The 616-nt window shown below is 70.3% G+C and carries 1 pseudogene; it reads left to right on the top strand.

The features are described 5' to 3' along the window. Positions 1 to 11: 11 nt before the first annotated feature. Positions 12 to 616: pseudogene (locus JCM25156_RS26605) on the top strand (amidase family protein); the annotation flags it as partial.

Here is a 616-nt window from a genome sequence, read left to right as displayed (position 1 = left end):
GGACCGGGGCCATTGCGGCGGGCCGGGATCCCGGCCCGCTGGCGGGCGTGCCCTTCGGGGTGAAAGACCTGTTTGACGTGCGGGGCGAAGTCACCACGGCAGGTTCCATCGTGCTGCGTGACAACCCGCCCGCCACACAGGATGCCACGGTTGTCGGCCGCCTGCGCGCGGCGGGCGCCGTGCCGCTCGCGACACTGAACATGGATGAGTTCGCGTACGGATTCTCAACCGAAAACGCGCATAGCGGCACGACCCGCAACCCGCATGATCCCGACCGGCTGGCGGGCGGATCATCGGGCGGGTCGGCGGCGTCCGTCGCGGCGGGGCTGCTGCCCTTCACGCTGGGGTCGGACACCAATGGCTCCATCCGCGTGCCGTCCTCGCTATGCGGTGTGTGGGGGCTGAAGCCCACCTATGGCAGATGCCGCTGCAGGGTGTCTATCCGTTCGTGGCGAGCCTTGACGTGGTCGGGCCCATGGCCAGCACCGTCGAGGATCTGGAAGCGGTCTATGGCGTCATGGCGGGCGCGCCGCTGGCGGCGCTGCCCGCGGTGGGGGATGTGCGCGTGGCCCGTCTTGGCGGGTGGTTCGCCAGCAACATCTCCGCGGAACTGGCG

The sequence above is a fragment of the Komagataeibacter kakiaceti JCM 25156 genome, assembly GCF_000613305.1.
The sequence above is the reverse complement of the archived record's forward strand: the minus strand, read 5'-3'. Positions and strand labels throughout refer to the sequence as shown.